The sequence below is a fragment of the Streptomyces sp. NPDC058579 genome, from assembly GCF_042718575.1.
GTDB lineage: Bacteria > Actinomycetota > Actinomycetes > Streptomycetales > Streptomycetaceae > Streptomyces.
Window position 1 is genome coordinate 147,456 of record NZ_JBHXPI010000009.1, and the last position, 14,836, is coordinate 162,291.

14 protein-coding genes are annotated in these 14,836 nt (G+C 71.7%); 7 read left to right on the forward strand and 7 right to left on the reverse strand.

Annotated elements, in window-relative coordinates; genetic code table 11:
• Position 1 precedes the first annotated feature (1 nt).
• On the reverse strand, positions 2 to 265 hold the full coding sequence (locus ACFWRO_RS14795; protein WP_384509531.1) for a hypothetical protein: 264 nt from the start codon (positions 263 to 265) through the stop codon (positions 2 to 4).
• 368 nt (positions 266 to 633) lie between these two features.
• Between ACFWRO_RS14795 and ACFWRO_RS14800 the strand changes: the two genes are divergently transcribed.
• Positions 634 to 2,268, forward strand: coding sequence for a serine/threonine-protein kinase (locus ACFWRO_RS14800; protein ID WP_384509534.1), 1,635 nt, complete (start codon positions 634 to 636; stop codon positions 2,266 to 2,268).
• On the opposite strand, the gene ACFWRO_RS14805 is transcribed toward ACFWRO_RS14800, so the two are convergent.
• A complete protein-coding gene (locus tag ACFWRO_RS14805; protein ID WP_384509537.1) occupies positions 2,252 to 3,058 on the reverse strand; it encodes an SGNH/GDSL hydrolase family protein in 807 nt (268 codons plus the stop codon). The genes ACFWRO_RS14800 and ACFWRO_RS14805 overlap by 17 nt on opposite strands.
• 640 nt (positions 3,059 to 3,698) lie before the next feature.
• On the opposite strand from ACFWRO_RS14805, the gene ACFWRO_RS14810 reads away from it, so the two are divergent.
• The 3 genes from ACFWRO_RS14810 to ACFWRO_RS14820 are packed head-to-tail and all read left to right on the forward strand — an operon-like array spanning position 3,699 to position 6,357.
• Positions 3,699 to 4,538 carry a glycosyltransferase family 2 protein gene (locus tag ACFWRO_RS14810; RefSeq protein WP_384509540.1) on the forward strand — a complete coding sequence of 280 codons (840 nt, stop codon included), beginning with the start codon at positions 3,699 to 3,701 and terminating at the stop codon, positions 4,536 to 4,538.
• Complete coding sequence (locus ACFWRO_RS14815) at positions 4,535 to 5,563, forward strand: glycosyltransferase family 2 protein (RefSeq protein ID WP_384509543.1); 1,029 nt, start codon at positions 4,535 to 4,537, stop codon at positions 5,561 to 5,563. The genes ACFWRO_RS14810 and ACFWRO_RS14815 overlap by 4 nt, the downstream gene beginning before the upstream one ends.
• A gap of 20 nt (positions 5,564 to 5,583) precedes the next feature.
• Positions 5,584 to 6,357: a polysaccharide deacetylase family protein gene (locus tag ACFWRO_RS14820; protein ID WP_384509717.1), complete on the forward strand. Its 774-nt coding sequence runs from the start codon at positions 5,584 to 5,586 to the stop codon at positions 6,355 to 6,357.
• 68 nt (positions 6,358 to 6,425) lie between these two features.
• On the opposite strand, the gene ACFWRO_RS14825 is transcribed toward ACFWRO_RS14820, so the two are convergent.
• Both ACFWRO_RS14825 and ACFWRO_RS14830 read right to left on the reverse strand, forming a co-directional pair.
• The gene (locus ACFWRO_RS14825; protein ID WP_384509545.1) at positions 6,426 to 6,674 is read right to left on the reverse strand and encodes a hypothetical protein; all 249 of its coding nucleotides are present in this window, start codon (positions 6,672 to 6,674) and stop codon (positions 6,426 to 6,428) included.
• On the reverse strand, positions 6,671 to 9,241 hold the full coding sequence (locus tag ACFWRO_RS14830; RefSeq protein ID WP_384509547.1) for a DNRLRE domain-containing protein: 2,571 nt from the start codon (positions 9,239 to 9,241) through the stop codon (positions 6,671 to 6,673). The genes ACFWRO_RS14825 and ACFWRO_RS14830 overlap by 4 nt, the downstream gene beginning before the upstream one ends.
• A 324-nt stretch (positions 9,242 to 9,565) precedes the next feature.
• On the opposite strand from ACFWRO_RS14830, the gene ACFWRO_RS14835 reads away from it, so the two are divergent.
• The gene (locus ACFWRO_RS14835; protein ID WP_384509550.1) at positions 9,566 to 10,711 is read left to right on the forward strand and encodes a DUF5925 domain-containing protein; all 1,146 of its coding nucleotides are present in this window, start codon (positions 9,566 to 9,568) and stop codon (positions 10,709 to 10,711) included.
• A gap of 143 nt (positions 10,712 to 10,854) precedes the next feature.
• On the opposite strand, the gene ACFWRO_RS14840 is transcribed toward ACFWRO_RS14835, so the two are convergent.
• On the reverse strand, positions 10,855 to 11,229 hold the full coding sequence (locus ACFWRO_RS14840) for a GntR family transcriptional regulator (protein WP_362004223.1): 375 nt from the start codon (positions 11,227 to 11,229) through the stop codon (positions 10,855 to 10,857).
• A gap of 73 nt (positions 11,230 to 11,302) precedes the next feature.
• Here ACFWRO_RS14840 and ACFWRO_RS14845 point away from each other — a divergent pair, with 73 nt between their 5' ends.
• The gene (locus ACFWRO_RS14845; protein ID WP_384509553.1) at positions 11,303 to 12,223 is read left to right on the forward strand and encodes a GNAT family N-acetyltransferase; all 921 of its coding nucleotides are present in this window, start codon (positions 11,303 to 11,305) and stop codon (positions 12,221 to 12,223) included.
• Positions 12,204 to 12,725 (forward strand): DUF402 domain-containing protein, encoded by a 522-nt coding sequence (locus ACFWRO_RS14850; protein WP_384509556.1) that lies wholly within the window; start codon positions 12,204 to 12,206, stop codon positions 12,723 to 12,725. The genes ACFWRO_RS14845 and ACFWRO_RS14850 overlap by 20 nt, the downstream gene beginning before the upstream one ends.
• Here the strand turns inward: ACFWRO_RS14850 and ACFWRO_RS14855 are convergent.
• Complete coding sequence (locus ACFWRO_RS14855; protein ID WP_384509558.1) at positions 12,712 to 13,125, reverse strand: DUF6299 family protein; 414 nt, start codon at positions 13,123 to 13,125, stop codon at positions 12,712 to 12,714. The two genes, ACFWRO_RS14850 and ACFWRO_RS14855, sit on opposite strands and share 14 nt — an antisense overlap.
• Positions 13,126 to 13,338: 213 nt before the next feature.
• Positions 13,339 to 14,835 carry a tripartite tricarboxylate transporter permease gene (locus ACFWRO_RS14860; RefSeq protein WP_384509561.1) on the reverse strand — a complete coding sequence of 499 codons (1,497 nt, stop codon included), beginning with the start codon at positions 14,833 to 14,835 and terminating at the stop codon, positions 13,339 to 13,341.
• Position 14,836 lies beyond the last annotated feature (1 nt).

Consider the following 14,836-nt stretch of genomic DNA (forward strand, 5'->3'; position numbering starts at 1 on the left):
CTCAGCGCCTGCTGCCGAAGAGGCTTCGGCGGAGGCGGCGGAGGGGGGCGAAGAGCGAGACGCGCGCGCTCTTGTGACGGCGGGTCTGCGTGGCGTCGCGCGAGGTCAGCTCCAGCATCAGCAGCGTCGCCTCGGCCGCTTCACGCTGGGGCACGACGGGGCCGCCGAGCACCGCGAGATGACGGTCGAGCCGCGAACTGGTCGCAGTACTCCCGCATGTGATGGCAGGCACTCGCGGCCTGCTGCGCATTGCTATCTGTTCCATGACACTCCCCACCCTAACGAGGGCACCCAGCCCGGGCAGGTTAACCCTATCGCTCCGCTGTGACACTCGTGTATCCCGCCGGCAGGATTCACCACACTCGTACGGGGGTTGACGACTACTGTCCGAATCCATCTGATTTCAGGGTGAGTTGGACAGGGCTCGAACACCTGCCGAACCGTCACGAACCATCCTGCGCACAAGCCCGTCACCTGTCGCCACCTGACGGTGTGTGATCTCCGCCACCAAGATCACCCCGCGTTCTCCACGGGGTGTTCGAAGTCCGCGGCCCGGGGGCAGAAATGCTCCACCGGGGCCGATCGGGACGACCGAGACCGCCGACCGGTGCCGACGACGGACGGGGACACGCCATGACCGTGATCGCGGGGCGGTACCGGCTCCTGGACGTTCTGGGGCAGGGCGGCATGGGCACGGTCTGGCGGGCCAGGGACGAGGCGCTCGGCCGTGACGTGGCCGTGAAGGAGGTCCGCGCCCCGGCGGGGCTGAGCGGCACCGACGAGCAGCGGCTGTACGCGCGCCTGGAACGGGAGGCCTGGGCGGCCGCCCGGATCACGCACCGGAACGTGGTGACCGTCTACGACGTGGCCACCGAGGACGGCCGCCCCTGGATCGTGATGGAGCTGGTCCACGGCCTGACCCTCTCCGAGGCCCTCGACGCGGAGGGGCCGATGCCCCCGCAGCGCGCCGCGCTCGTCGGCGCCGAGGTCCTCGCGGCGCTGCGCGCCGCGCACGAGGCCGGGGTGCTGCACCGGGACGTGAAGCCGGGCAACGTCCTGCTCGCCAACGACGGCCGGGTCGTGCTGACCGACTTCGGGATCGCGGCGGTGGAGGGGACCTCCCCGCTGACGATGACGGGCGAGCTGATCGGCTCGCCCGAATTCCTCGCCCCTGAACGGGCGTTGGGCCGCACGCCCGGCCCGGCCTCGGACCTGTGGTCGCTCGGGGTGCTGCTGTACGCGGCGGTGGAGGGCGGTTCGCCGTTCCGCCAGGACACGCCCCTGGCCACACTGCGTGCCGTCGTGGACGAGGAGCTGCCGCCGCCGCGCCGTGCGGGGGCGCTCGCGCCGGTCATCGAGGGCCTGTTGCGGAAGGACCCGGGCGACCGGCTCCAAGCGGAGGTGGCCGAGCGGCAGTTGAGGCTGGTCGGCGCGGGCGGCTCGCCCCGGTCGGGACCGGTGCGCTCGGAGCCGTACGGCGCGAACGGCGCGAACGGCCGCGCATCGGAAGCAGAACAGGACGGACCCGCGCCCCGGAGCGCGCCGCCGAGCCCGACTCCGCCCCTTCCGCTCCCAGTACCGGCTCCGGCTCCACGCGATCCCGCGCCGGAGGGTCGGTCCGGGCGTGCTGTGGCCGTTCTCGCGACGGGCGTGGTCCTGCTGCTGCTCGCCGTGGGCGCATTGGCGTACGCGCTGCTGCGGAACCAGGACGGCGGCGGTAAGGGCGGTGCCCCGGTGACGAGTTCTCCGGCGACGGGGACGCCCACGACCGGCTCCCCCACGACGGCGACCACCACGGCCCCCACGCCGACCCGCACGACGCCGTCGGCCACCACCGCACCGCCGGTGCCGACGGTCCTGGTGTACGTGCGGGCCGTGCGCGGCAGCTACAGCGGCGCGTGTCCGCCGGCCGAGGACCGGGCCCCGGCCTTCGCCGCCACGCTCACGGTCGGCCGGACGCCGGCCTCGGTGGAGTACCGCTGGGTCACGGAGAGCGGGGAGAGCTCGGCGGAGAAGGGCTGGCGGACGCTGGAGTTCCCGGCGGGCGGCCCCCAGGAGAAGAACGTCGAGCACACGGAGCTGACGTACCGGGCGGACGACACCTGGCACGACCGGATCCGGATGGAGGTGCGCGCTCCGGTCGAGAAGAGCTCGAACTGGGTGGAGTTCTCGGTGACCTGCGAGCAGGTGACCCCGACCGGCGGGGCCACCCACCCGAGTGGTTCGACTACTCCTACCGCTGCGGCTACGCCTACGCCACAGCCCTGAAGCTGGGCAGGTAGCCACCGGACTGGCCGGCGGCGGTGGGGTGGTACGACTCGCCGATGTTGAGCCAGTTGACGCTGTGCAGCCAGGACGCGCTGGAGCAGATCTCGTGGTTGGTGAAGGCGGGGACCACGCTGGCGAAGGTGTAGCCGTGGTCGGCCGCGCGCTTGGCGGTGGCCTCGTTGAGGATGTCCGAGCCCTCGTTGATGGCGCGCCGCTCGTTCTCGCTCAGGCCGGCGACGCAGCCGCCGCCGAGCTTGTAGAAGCGGGGGTAGCCGAGGACGACGACCCGGGCGTTCGGGGCCTTGGCTCTGATGGCCGAATACACCGAGTCGAGGTTCCCGGGCAGGGTGCTGGCGACGTACGCCTTGGCTTGATTTACCCGGTTGATGCAGGCGGACTCCGACTGGAGGACGCAGGTGGTCATGACGTCGGCGAAGCCGGCGTCATTGCCTCCGATCGTGATGGAGACCAGGTCGGTGGCGGTGGAGAGGGGTCCGAGCTGACCGCTCGTGACATCACCCGTTCGGGCGCCCGAGCATGCCGTGAACGCGAACGACGAGGGTGAGTTCGCGTTCTTCCAGAGGACGGGGAAGGCCTTCGTGGAGCGCTTGCAGTCGCCGCTGGCGCTGTCGTAGCTGCCGGCTCCGACGCCGGAGGAGTACGAGTCGCCGAGCGCCACATAGTCGAGAGCGGCGGTTTCGGCGGCCTGTGCGGCTCCCGCCCCGGTGAGGGCGAGGACGGCGCCGAGCAGGAGTGAGGACGAGAGTGCCGCGAATCGGGACAGTTTCATGGAACCTCCCTGTAGCAGGATCACTGCGTTACTAGGTAGTAGCAGTTGATCCGGCCATGTTGGAAGTGTCCATGCCAAGAAGATTTGGCGAGATCTTGCCGACGCCCCGTCAGCGACCGCCGAGCGGGCGTCAGCAGCCGCCAGCGACCGTCGAGATCCAGCCACCTGATGGATCATTCATCGAAAAGAATTCGCACAACAATGTGCAGGAGTTCAATTCGGCCTCAACAACACCACCAGAAAAGCGGATTGCGAAAAACCGATCGGGACGCTTCCGTATCTGACCGACCAAGGCCCGCCAATTACCGGAAACGGGAGCATCAGATCCAGGGCTTGCCATACAGTCGCATTCATCAATACCGTCGTACATCTCACCCGCATCGACCCGTCGCGCTACAGCTCAGGGGAGGGCTCAAGCGACGCGACGGTCTCGGGGCGGGGCGCGGTAGGGGGGTGCTGGTCTCGGCGTGCGCAAGTGCCTGCGCCGGGCCGCGTGCCGCGCGGTTTGAGATGCCAACCCACCTATGCCGTACGGCGATCTTCGCTGCTCGGACGGGGTGGGGACCCCCCTTTCGTAACCGGACAGACCACCGGACAGCCCGGGGGCGGGCGGTCCACCGGACGAGAGGGAAACACCACCATGAGCTCATTCCTGCGCCCGGCCGTCGGCGGCCACGAAGCGGTGGAGCAGAGCGATCAGCGCCGAATAGCAGCGCAATACAAGGCGATCACCTCGCATTTGGCGATCACGCCGCCGGTGAGCGTCGTCATCCCCGCGATGAACGAAGCGGAAAATCTTCCCTACGTCTTCAAGTCCCTGCCGGACTGGATCCACGAAGTCGTTCTGGTCGACGGAAACTCCACCGACGACACCGTGCACGTGGCCCGGGAACTCCGGCCCGACGTCAAGGTCGTCAAGCAGGTCGGCAAGGGCAAGGGCGACGCGCTCATCAGCGGCTTCGCCGCCTGCACCGGCGACATCATCGTGATGGTCGACGCGGACGGCTCGGCGGACGGCCAGGAGATCGTCTCCTACGTCTCCGCGCTCGTCGGCGGCGCCGACTTCGCCAAGGGCTCGCGCTTCGCCAACGGCGGCGGTACGGACGACATGACGCCGATCCGCCGGCTCGGCAACTGGGCGCTGTGCGCCCTGGTCAACCGCAAGTTCGGGGCCCGCTACACCGACCTCTGCTACGGCTACAACGCCTTCTGGCGGCACTGCCTCGACAAGGTCACCCTGGACTGCACCGGCTTCGAGATCGAGACCCTGATCAACATCCGGGTCGTCAAGGCCGGCCTCAAGGTCCAGGAGGTCCCGAGCCACGAGTACCTGCGCATCCACGGTGTCAGCAACCTCAACGCCGTGCGCGACGGCATCCGGGTGCTCAAGGTCATCCTCAAGGAGAAGGGCGTGAGACGCGCGGCCCGCCGCCGGCCGACCGCCTTCTCGGTCAACGTTCCCCGGGGAGAGGCATCTTGAATGGTCGTCAGTTCTCCGTCGTGATCTGCGTCTACACGGAGGAGCGCTGGGAGGACATCCTCGCGGCGGTCGACTCCGTACGGAACCAGTCGCGTCCGGCCCGGGAGATCCTGCTCGTGGTCGACCACAACGAACGGCTCCTGGCGCGGCTGACGGAACGGTTCACGGACGAGGAGGAGGTGCGGGTGCTCGCCAACGCGGGCCCCCGCGGCCTGTCCTCAGGACGCAACACCGGGATCGCCGTGTCCCGTACCGAGTTCGTGGCCTTCCTCGACGACGACGCCGTGGCCGAGCGGGACTGGCTGCGGTACCTCGCCTCTGGCTACGACGATCCGCGCGTCATGGCGGTCGGAGGCCGGACCCTGCCTGCCTGGGCCTCGGGCCGGCGGCCCGACTGGTTCCCCGAGGAGTTCGACTGGGTCGTCGGCTGCACGTACCGCGGCCTGCCGCCCGGACGGGTCCGGGTGCGGAACGTGCTCGGCGGCAACGCCTCCTTCCGGCGGACGGCCTTCGACGCCGCGGGCGGCTTCGCCACCGGCATCGGGCGGGACGGCGACCGGCGGCCGCTCGGCTGCGAGGAGACCGAGCTCTGCATCCGGCTCTCCCAAGTCCTCCCGGACGCGGTCCTGTTGATCGACGACCGGGCCGTGATCCACCACAAGGTCCCGGCCGTACGCGAGCGCTTCGGCTACTTCCGTACCCGGACCTACGCCGAAGGCCTCTCCAAGGCGCTCGTCTCCAGGAGCGTCGGCGCGGGCAAGGGCCTGGAGGCCGAACGGCGGTACACCACCCGGGTGTTGCCGACCGGTGTCGTCCGCGGTCTGCGCGACGCGCTGCTCGGGCGACCGGGCGGCGCGGGCCGGGCGGGCGCGATCGTGGCGGGCGTGGCGATCGCGGCGGGCGGCTACGTACGGGCGGCGGTGCGGGCGCGCGGGGGCGGGGCGACGTTCTCCTCGGGCCCGATCCCGAGCCTGCCGGAGGAGACTCCCGGGCGCGCCACGGCCGCTCCGGAGGTGGCCGCGTGAACGTACCCGTACCGATCCTGATGTACCACGCGGTCGGCCACGAGCCCGCTCCGGCCGCGCACCGGCTGTCCGTCTCGCCCGAGGCGTTCGCCGCGCAGATGGAGGTGGTGGCCGACCACGGGCTCACCCCGCTGACCACGGCGGAGCTGGCCGGGGCCTGGCGCTCGGGCGGGCCGCTGCCCGCGCGCCCCGTCCTGATCACCTTCGACGACGGCTACGAAGGCGTGCACCGGCACGCGCTGCCCGTGCTCGCCAAGCACGGCTTCGCGTCGACGGTGTTCGTCTCGACGGGCTGGCTGCGCGGTGGGGACGAGGAGGGCGGGGCCCTGGACACCATGCTCGACTGGGGCCAGGTCCGCGAACTGGCCGCCGCCGGTACGGAGATCGGCGGCCACAGCCACAGTCACCCGCAGCTCGACCAGGTCGACGACCGGCGGCTCTGGTACGAGACCCTACGCTGCAAGGAGATCGTCCGCGAGGAGCTGGGCCGGGCGCCGGCCTCGTTCGCCTACCCGTACGGCTACTCCGACCGCCGCGTCCGCCGTACGGTCCGGGCGGCCGGCTACGCCCAGGCGCTCGCCGTGGGCAACACCGTCGCGCGGCGCCGCCAGGGACCGTACGCCCTGGAACGGCTGACCGTCCGGCGCTCCACCGGCATCGAGGAGTTCACCCGGCTCGTGGAGGGCCGGGCGATCGGCCGGACGTTCGCGGCGGACCGGGTGCTGACCAAGGGGTACGCCATGGTCCGCCGAACCCGGGGCGCGATGCGGGCGACCGGCAGGCTCGCGGTCTGAGGCGCCGAGCGAAAGCGGCGGAGGCCGTACCGGAGCGGTCTCCGGTACGGCCTCCGCTCTGCGGGCCGTCAGCGACGGCGGCCCACGGCGCGGAGCATGCGCGCGCCCGGGCGCAGGCGGGTCGTGCCTGCCGCCACGAAGGCGCCGATCAGGATCGCCCCCCAGGTGGGGACGGCGGTGAGCGCGCGCAGGCCGAGTGCGATCACCGTCAGGACGGCGACCAGGACCAGCAGGTCAAGCAGGGCGGCCGGGCGGCCGCCGGGGGCGGGGTCCCCCGTCCAGCCGAGGGCCTGGCGCCGGTCCTGCCCGCGGGTCATGACAGCTGTCCCATCAGGCAGCCCGCGGCCGCCACGGAGACGTAGCCCCAGGGACCGCCCGCGAACTTCACCATCCGCAGGCCGGCGCGGGCGCGCTGGATGTTGACGGAGACGTGGTGCGACTGGACGGGCACATAGGCGGCGAGGGCGCCGACGCCGCACTTCTTGGCCGCGTTCTTGACGACCTTGCCGATCCGCTTCCACTTCCAGCTGAACGGGTTCCACCACGGGTCCGCGACGACGGGGAACGCGGTGTTCGCGTCGAAGGAGACCGTCTGGATCAGGGTCTGGCCCTCAAGACGGTAGGACGTGGGCACCGGCTTGCCGTGCGCGTCCTTCGCCCAGGGGGCGTTGATCGCCGCGACCGGCTCGTTCGGGTCGGCCGAGACGATCACGATCGAGCCGTCCGGCTGCTGACGCAGGCTCGACCCCGGGGCGAGGCTGAGCGGAACCCGGTACTCGCGCGGCGCGGTGGCGTTCTTGATGACCTGAAGCGTCCGGCTGCCGCCGTCGAGGGTGGGCTGGACGACGGTGTCGACCGGGGAGGCGGCGTCGGCGTGGACCACGCTGCCGTTGACGTTGACCGCGCGCTGCGGGCCGGCGCCGGATCCGATGCCGACCGCGGGGATGTCGTCCGGCTTGACCTCGATGCGGCCCTGGGAGTCCCACGGCACGGTCACGGTGCCGGTCGCCGTCTCGGCGATGACCGCGAACCGGGCGTCACTGGTGCTCGCCGGGGTGATGTCGGCGGCGTCGAGGGCCGCGTTGGCCGCACCGAACGCGTCGATGGCCGGGCCCGGACGCCAGGAGGTGTCCACGGTGAAGGTCACCGGGTCCGACCAGCCGTTGGCGTAGTGCTGGCCGTCATAGGTCGTCGTACGGAAGGTGTACGCGCGGCCCGTGGCCAGCTTGCCGGCCGGGACCTTCGTGGAGGCCGTCTCGCCGGAGCGCACGAACGGGGCGTTGAAGAGGGCGACGACCTCGCCGGTCGCCTTGTCCTTGACCTCGAAGGTGCCCTGGACCTGGTCGTCCTCGTTGACGTCCTCGGTGGTGAAACGGAGCGTGGGGGTCAGGCTGTTGACCTTGTAGACACCGCCCTCGCTGTGGAACGGGGTGCCGGCCTGGAGGTTCGCGCCATTCTTGGGGCGGTAGTTGAAGGTGACCGTCAGCTGCGGGACCTTGTCCTCCGTGGTCTCGGAGGAGTAGAAGCGCTTCCACGCGTACGTGTCCGACTCGTCGACGGCCTTGAGGCCCACCGAACCGGTCGCCGCCTTGGCGCTCGCCCAGGTCTTCGCCAGCTCGGTGACGTCGGCGGTCACCCGGCCCTCGTTGCCGCAGGGGCCGCTGCGGGTCTCGGCGGAGGTGGCGAACTTCTGGCGCAGCGTGGGCTGCTTGGTCCAGCGGCTCGAGGTGTCGGCCGGGTCGGCCGCCCAGACCTCCCAGCCGCGCTTCTCGCAGGACCAGGAGTGGTAGTTGTACAGCGACAGCTTGGCGTCGGTCACCAGCGCGTCGGCGAACTGGCCGGTCTCCCAGGTGATGAAGGAGCGCGCGGTGCGCTTGGTGGTGCCCGCGTAGTCGCCGGGCCAGCCGATCTTCAGATCGGTGGACGCCGACTGGTCGGTGGTGTCGCCGCCCTGGACGAAGGTGTCGAAGAGGACCGAGAGGGTGTCGGTGGCCGGGTCGACGGTCACCGGGTACTTCGTCGCCGGGTCGGCGAGGAACGCCCGGTCGGGGGTGAGCCGCAGCTCGACCGTGTCCCCGTCCTGGACGACCGTCATCGGCACCCGGGCCGTGCGCTTGCGCTCCCCGGAGCGCTCGTCCACCTGGGCGTCCCACATGACGGGCGCCGGCATGGTGGCGACCGGCTCACCGCTCTCCCGGTCGGCGAACACCACGGAGTCGTCCGGCTGCTGGGTGGCCGTCAGACCCGGGATCCGCAGCGGCAGGGTCATCGGGGCGGCCCCGTCGGCCGGCCGCTGCCTGAGGCTGAGGAACTGCTCGAAGCCGGTGCGGGTGGCGTCGACGACGAGGTCCGCGCCCGGGACGGCGTCGGGGTACGTGGCCTTCGGTCCGTCGAGGACCGGAGCGGGCAGGCCGCCCTTCCACTGGACGCCGAGCGACTGGTCCCCGGTGCCGAGGGTGATCAGGTCACGGGCGGCGGAGGCGGGCGCGTCGGCCGCGTCGCGCGCCGAGCGCGCCCGGGCGCCGCCGGGTCCGGCCAGCTTCAGCTCGCCGGGGTGCGCCTCGGCCTCGACGGTGCCGTCGGCCCGGCGGCGCAGCGTGGCGTCCACGTCGGTCCACGTGCCGTCCTTCAGCATGCGGACGGGGCCGCCGGAGACCGTGCTGGTCAGGGTGCCATCGGGGTTGGCCCAGGTGGTGGAGGTCTCGGTCCGCCGGTCGAGGACCTCGATCCGACGGTCGTACACCTGGGCGGCGAGCAGGGCCGATTCGGCGGTGACGGCCTCGGTCACGACCCCGCCGAGCGGGTTCTTCGCGCGTACGGCGTCGCGTACGTCCTGTGCTGCCTGGTCGGTGTGGACCGCCTGGTCGGTGTGCTCCTCAGCCATGGCCGGGGTGGCCGCGCCGAGCAGAGCGAGCGCAGTCAGCGCCGAAACGCCCCCCACCGCGATGGATCCGGTAAATCTACGCCGTATCGACGACATGCAGGTCCTTGCTCGAACGACAGGTCCACGCCTGCCGTTCCAGCTGGGCGCGGGCCTGATCAACTTTGGTTGACCTGCAAGATCCAAACAGAGGTAAAGACTCCGTAAGCAGGGTCGAAAGTCCCTCTTTGGGGGGCCGACAGACCTTTGGGCATAAAGCCCGATCAGCCCTTTCCTTCCTTTCAAAACGTGGTGCGGGGCATGCCCGGTTGCCGGATCATGGTCGCCATGTCAGCCACGCCAGTCGAGGGGCCCGTCCTGTCCGACCCGTCCGCGCCGTCCGTCCCGTCCGAGCCGCATCGGGCGCTGCCCGTCCGGCTCAACGTCGACGACAGCGACTCCCCTTCGGACGTCATCGACGCACTCTTCCTCGGCCGGTTCACGACCGGCGAGCAGCCGCACGCGCAGAGCACGACCCTGGACCGGGTGAAGCCCGCCGCGACGCTCCTGCCCGCCGGGGCGAAGGTGCTGCGCGCCGCCAAGGACGACGACCGGGCCGCTCTGCTCGCCGAGGGCGAGGGCTGGACGCTGCTCGTCTCGCGCTGGAACAGGGGCGCGGACGTCACCGTCACCGCGACGGACTCCGACCTCGCGGAGCGGATCCTCAAGGAGGCGACGGACGGGGCGAAGGACGAGCCCGAGCCGCAGCCCGAGAACGTCACGATGGGCTTCTGGTACGTGTCGCCCCGGCGCGGCCCGCACCGTACGACCCGGCAGATCAGCGCCGGGACGTGGGAGGAGATCCGGCCCAACTACACGGCTCCGGTGGCCGATGCGATGGACCGGCTGATGAAGGTCACCCCGGACGACATCGCCGGCCGGCTGCTGCTGCTCCACGGGCCGCCGGGGACCGGCAAGACCTCCGCGCTGCGCACCCTCGCCCGCTCCTGGCGGGACTGGTGCCAGGTGGACTGCGTCCTGGACCCGGAGCGGCTCTTCAACGACGTCGGCTATCTGATGGACATCGCGATCGGCGAGGACGAGGGCACGGCGAAGGGGCGGTGGCGGCTGCTGCTCCTGGAGGACTGCGACGAGCTGATCCGCGGCGAGGCGAAGAACACGGCGGGGCAGGCGCTGTCCCGGCTCCTGAACCTCACGGACGGGCTGCTCGGTCAGGGACGCAACGTCCTCGTCGGCGTCACCACCAACGAGGACCTGGAGCGGCTCCACCCCGCCGTGGTCCGCCCCGGCCGGTGCCTGGCCCGGCTCGAAGTGGGCGGGCTCACGCGGTCGGAGGCCGTGGGGTGGCTGGGGACGGAGGAGGGCGTGGGGCGCGACGGCGCGACGCTCGCCGAGCTGTACGCCCTGCGCCGCGGCACGTCGCCCGCCGGCATCCCGGAGTCCCGGGCCCCGGAGTCGGGGCTTTACCTGTAGGGGCGGCGGGGGAACGCAGCCCGGTCGGGCACTCCGAGCCGGCGGGTGGGAACCCAACCCGGTCGGGCACTCCGAGCCGGCGGGGAAAGCAGCCCGGTCGGGGCGCTCCGAGCCTTCGCCGGAGCGCCCGGGCGTCCGCCGGATCAGCTCTCGTACGTCGCCCGCAAGGCGTCCGAGATCGCCGCCGTCGCCGCCTCCCGGCTCAGGCCCAGGCGCTTCGCCTCCGCCGCGTACGTCGCCGCCGCGCTCGCCGCGAGGCGGGCCGCCGCGTCGCCGGCGGCGGCGACGAACGTGCCGAGGCGGCCCCGCCCCTCGATGACGCCGTCCGCCTCCAGCGACTTGTACGCCTTGGCGACCGTGTTCGCCGCGAGGCCGAGGTCCTCCGCCAGGCCCCGTACCGTCGGGAGCTTGTAGCCGACCGGCAGGGCTCCCGAGCGGGCGCGTTCCGCGATCTGGGCGCGCAGTTGTTCGTACGGGGCGGTCGAGGAAGCCGTGTCCACGGTGATTCGCAATGTCACCCGCCGATTCTCCCCCCGCCCCGGGGGAAAATGGGAGGCGGCCGCGCCACTCCCCCGCATAGCGTGCGGCACCATGACTGTGATCGTCCGAGATGTACACCCCGATGACGCCGAGGCCTTCGCCCGCGTCCGGCGTGCCGCGCTCCCGTACATGCTCGCCAGCGGCACCCAGGTCGCGTTCGACTGGGCGCACGCCCATCCCGACGCCCACGCGCGCCCCCTGGTCGCCGAGGTGGACGGGGAGATCGTCGGCACGGTCCAACTCCGCATCGCGCACGACGCGCCCGAGCCCGGGATCGGTTCGGTCAACGTCTACGTCCACCCGGAGAAGCGGGGCCTGGGCGCGGGAACGCTCCTTGTCCGGGCTGCCGAGGAGCATCTCGCGCGGTGCGGGGCGACGACGCTCTACAGCTGGGTGCTCGACGAGCCGGGGTTCCGTGGCTTCGCCGAGCGGCACGGCTACGAGGCCCGCCGCTCCGCGCACTTCCTCCGCCTCGACCTCACCTCCGCCGAGCTGCCGCCGCTCCAGGAGCCGCCGGCCGGTGTCGAGCTGCGGGCCGCCGCCGCCTTCGCCGCCGATCCCCGTCCGCTGTTCGTGCTCGACGCGGTGACCACTGCCGACGAGCCCAGTGACGTCGGTTCCGAACTGACGGACTACGAGCACTGGCTGGCGACCACGTGGAACCATCCCCTCTTCGACCCCGAGCTGACCACGGTCGCGGTGGTCGACGGCCGCCCCGCCGCGTTCAGCGCCGCCCAGACCGACGGCCTGGGGCGGTACAGCACGGCGATGACCGGCACCGACCCGGCGTTCCGGGGCCGGGGTCTGGCCAAGCTCGCCAAGAACGCCTCCCTGCACCGGGCGCGCGCGGCGGGCTGTACGGAGGCGTTCACCGGGAACGACGCCGGGAACGGGCCGATGCTGGCGATCAACGAATGGTTCGGATACGAGATCTGTGCGACGGAGGTGCGCCATGTCAGGGCGCTCGGTTGAGGTGGTGCTCGTGAAGGCGGGCCGGACGAAGATCCGGTACCCCGCCGAGGTCGTGGCCGAGGAGGGCGCGCGGCTGACCGTGCGCGCGCCCTGGGCCGCCGAGGGGGTGCGGGACTTCGGCTTCGTACGGTTCGAGCCGGGCGATGTGTTCGTGGAGCACTACTGGCGCGACCGGTGGTACGCGGTCAAGGAGGTCCGGTCCTCGGACGGCACGCTCAAGGGCTGGTACTGCGACATCACCCGGCCGGCCTCGACCGACGGCTCGGAGGTCGTGGTCGAGGACCTGGACCTGGATCTGTGGGTGTCGGCGGACGGCAGCGAGGTGCTGCGGCTCGACGAGGACGAGTTCGCGGCGAGCGGCCTGGCCGCCGCCGACCCGGAGGCGGCGGCCCGCGCCGTCACGGCCCTCGACGAGCTCGAACACCTCGGCCGCGAGGGTCTGGTCCGGCTGCTCGGGAGCACCGGACCCCGACCGCACGACGTCGGCGTCAGCCGAGGATGACGTCGGCCTCCTCCGCCGCGAGGAGGCCGGGCAGCGGTACGCCCAGCGGGTTCGAGAGCGTGAGCTGCATCAGGGCGGCCTTCACCTGGGCGGCGCCGGCCCGGTAGGCGGGCTCCTTCACGACGGCCGAGTTGGACCAGTCGTGGACCTGGCCGTCGCAGACGGCCCGGGTGCCGCCGATGCCGGCCGAGCGGTCCCGCTGGACGAGGGTGCTGCTGACGAAGACCGGGCCCGCGCTGTCGTCGAGGCAGCGGTACTGGCCGGAGAGGGTGACCGTGCCGTCGGCGGCGACGGTTCCGTACGCGTCGACGGTCACCGAGTCGGCCGGGTCCGCGTGGACGGTGCCGGCGGCCGCGGCGACGAGCAGCGTGCCGGCGGAGAGGGCGAGGCGGATACGCATGAGGGGTGATCCCTTCGGGGTGGGGGGTGTATCGCCCGCCAGGGATACCGGATCACGCCATGAGCTGGCCGAAACTCACCCTATCGGGGGCGAGTTGAGACGCTTGCGGTGGTGCATACGATCGTACGGTCCCTCCACACGCCGCTCGACGAGCTCGTAGCCGTACGCGGGGTCCCCCCACGCCCGCAGGGCGTAGGGGGAGGACGTCCTGGGTCATGCCGACACGTGACGGCGGCGGACGATCACCTTCTTGAGGAGGGGCCAGGCCAGCAGGAGGGCGATGACGGCGTAGACCGTGATCGAGAACGGGGTGTTCACCAGGCCGGTCAGCGAGCCGTCGCTGATCTGCAGGGCGCGCCGGAGCTGCTGTTCGGCGGCCGGGCCGAGGATGACGCCGATGACGGCGGGCAGGACGGGCAGTCCGTACCGCCGCATGCCGAAGCCGATCAGGCCGATGATCAGCAGGATGACCAGGTCGAGCGCCTCGCCGCCGACCGCGTACGCGCCGACGGCCGCGAAGAAGAGGATGCCGGCGTAGAGGTACGGGCGCGGGATGCGCAGCAGCTTGGCCCAGACGGGCGCGAGCGGCAGGTTGAGCGCGAGCAGCAGGACCATGCCGACGAAGAGCGAGGCGATCAGGCCCCAGACCAGGTCGGGTTCGCGTTCGAAGAGCAGCGGTCCCGGCTGGATGCCGTACTGCTGGAAGGCGGCGAGCATCACGGCGGCGACGGCGGTCGTCGGCAGGCCCAGGGTCAGCATGGAGACGAGCGTGCCGGCGGCGGAGGCCGAGGCGGCGGACTCGGGCCCCGCGACGCCCTCGATGGCGCCCTTGCCGAACTGGTCCTTGTGCTTGGAGAGCCGCTTCTCGGTGACGTACGAGAGGAAGGTCGGGATCTCCGCGCCGCCGGCCGGGATCGCGCCGAACGGGAAGCCGATGACGGGGCCGCGCAGCCAGGACTTCCAGCTGCGCCGCACGTCGTCCTTGCCGAGCCACGGGCGGCCGACGGGTATGGCCTCACCGGCGTTCCGGCGCAGATGGGCGGCGACCCACAGCGCCTCGCCGATCGCGAAGAGGCCGACCGCGACGATGACGACGTCGATGCCGTCGGCCAGCTGGAGCGAGCCGAAGGTGAGGCGCTGCTGCCCGGTCATCTGGTCGAGGCCGACCAGACCCAGGGTGAGGCCGATGAGCAGCGAGGCGAGGCCCCGGATGCGGGAGGAGCCGAGGACGGAGGTCACCGCGATGAAGGCGAGGACCATGATGGCGAAGTAGTCGGGCGCGCCGATGTCGACGGCGAGCGCGGCGACGGTCGGGGCCAGGGCGACGAGCAGCAGCGTGCCGATCATGCCGCCGGTGAAGTGGCCCATCGCGGCCGCCGCGAGCGCCTGCGCGCCCCGGCCCGCCTTGGCCATCGGGTTGCCCTCCAGGGCGGCGACGACGGCCGCGCTCTCACCGGGGGTGTTGAGCAGGATCGAGGTGGTGGAGCCGCCGAACATGGCTCCGTAGTAGATGCCGGCGAACATGATGAAGGCGCCGGTCGGTTCGAGTCCGTACGTCACCGGGAGCAGCAGGGCGACCGCCATGGCGGGGCCGATGCCGGGCAGGACGCCGATGGCGGTGCCGAGGAGCACGCCGATCGCGGCCCACAGCAGGTTCATCGGGGTGAGGGCCGTACCGAAGCCGTCGATCAGGGAGTTGAGTGAGTCCATG